General features: G+C 51.2%; 1 protein-coding gene. It reads right to left on the bottom strand.

The window, feature by feature from the left end; translation table 11 throughout:
* Nucleotides 1-99 precede the first annotated feature (99 nt).
* Nucleotides 100-1,581, bottom strand: a 1,482-nt coding sequence (locus tag ABGY95_RS11695; protein ID WP_347441865.1) for a DUF4340 domain-containing protein, incomplete at its 5' end; no start/stop codon positions are given.

The raw sequence follows: 1,581 nt of genomic DNA, 5'->3' as shown, positions 1-1,581 counted from the left end.
GCACGAATTTTCCAAGTAGGATGGGGATTATTTTTGTGCCTTCAATGCGCTCGGCCAATGACTCTGGACTAGTAACCAATGACAGCCCGCAGGGCTTACCTACTCATTGTCGAATAGATCGAGGGCTGCGAGCTTGCGGACGGCCTCGAGGCTGAGGACGAAATAGCCGTTGATATTGTTTGCTTTGGCATAGTAGAATGCGCTGTTACCAGTTTTTGACGATTTACCTAGTTCGAGTATGTAGGTCACTAGTTCCGACGGCATGCCCTCGTTGTCAAATTCTTGAACACTAATCGTGGCGGTGAATACAGGATTTTTTAGCGATTCGATAGCTTCTGCATTGTATGGGCTGAGACGCTTTTGTGCGGTGAGGAGGTGGTTTTCGTTGAGAAAGAATTTGGCGCGCTGTGGTAGGATACTAGCTGTCATGTCTTTGTCGCCGAGTTTGGCAGTGAAGTTGTCCTCAAGATAGTCGTACTGGACTGTGAGTTTTTCTTTTCCTGTCTGTTGGGCTGTGAATTGGGTAATGTCGATGACTGGTAGGTTCCAGATGTCCTTAGGTTGCCAGCTCCAATAGCGTGTGGGGATGCTGGAGACTAGCTCGGGTGTTACTTCCCAGACAATCGGAGTGCCACGCAGGCTGGCATAGTACCTTTCGTTGCTCGTTCCATCAGCGGCTTTGCTGACGACTTTGCCTAAAAGTAGCTGCCTGGGCGGGGATTTGAAGAAGACGAAATCGACGGCAATCAGCGGCTTATTCAGACCGAATGGTGAGAGGTCTACCGCGGCATCACTGGCGAAATCCTTGATCGGGGTGCTCGCAATCTTTTGCATCAATTCAGCGAAGACGCTTTCATCGATCGCTTCTTTCTTGTTGCTCGGTGTGATGAGTTTGTAGGGGGAGCCTGGGATGCGTGCGATAATGACTGGTTCCGCCAGTACTTGGGGGCTGCGAACGATGATGGAGCGCAGGTCAGCACGTGCGTGCTTTGTCCATTGCATCATTTGACGAGAGCGCAGTTCATTGACGGAGTTTGGAAGCTGCGTGACGTAGTTGGATGTTTTCTGGGTGGCGATCAGAGGAAGCTCAAACACGACGTCGCGGTTGCTGACGGTGGCGTAGCATGAGCCAGCGCCTTCTGAGGGTGGATAGACTTTGAGAGTTATTTCTTCGTTACTGCCAAAGTTGGTGACTGCGACTTCTAGCATATTCTCTGCATTGTCGGGGAGAGTTATGGTGCTAGTGGGGTGGAGTGCAATCGCTTCGAGCTTTGAGAGGTTTGCTAAGAATTTCATGACCGCGTTGCGATCGGTGGCTAGCTCCAGAGGCTTGGTTAGCATCCAGGGGGCTGCTGGCTGTGGGTGGCTGAGTACGATGTCGGTCTTGCCTCGGAGGAGTCTGACTTGCTGGAGTGTGGTGACATTCAGTGCAAATGGGCGATGGTCACGAAAGGCTTGAAATTTGTCTTCAAAGAGGGAATGGATGTCACCCGAGGTGTCGGTGCAGAGGTAGATGTGGTCATCTGCATCCTCATTTTTTAGACGGAGATAGACGGTGGGAATGAGGATTTCCTCTTCTCC

The sequence above is a fragment of the Rubritalea sp. genome (genome assembly GCF_039830215.1).
Lineage (GTDB): Bacteria > Verrucomicrobiota > Verrucomicrobiia > Verrucomicrobiales > Akkermansiaceae > Rubritalea.
The sequence above is the reverse complement of the archived record's forward strand: the minus strand, read 5'-3'. Positions and strand labels throughout refer to the sequence as shown.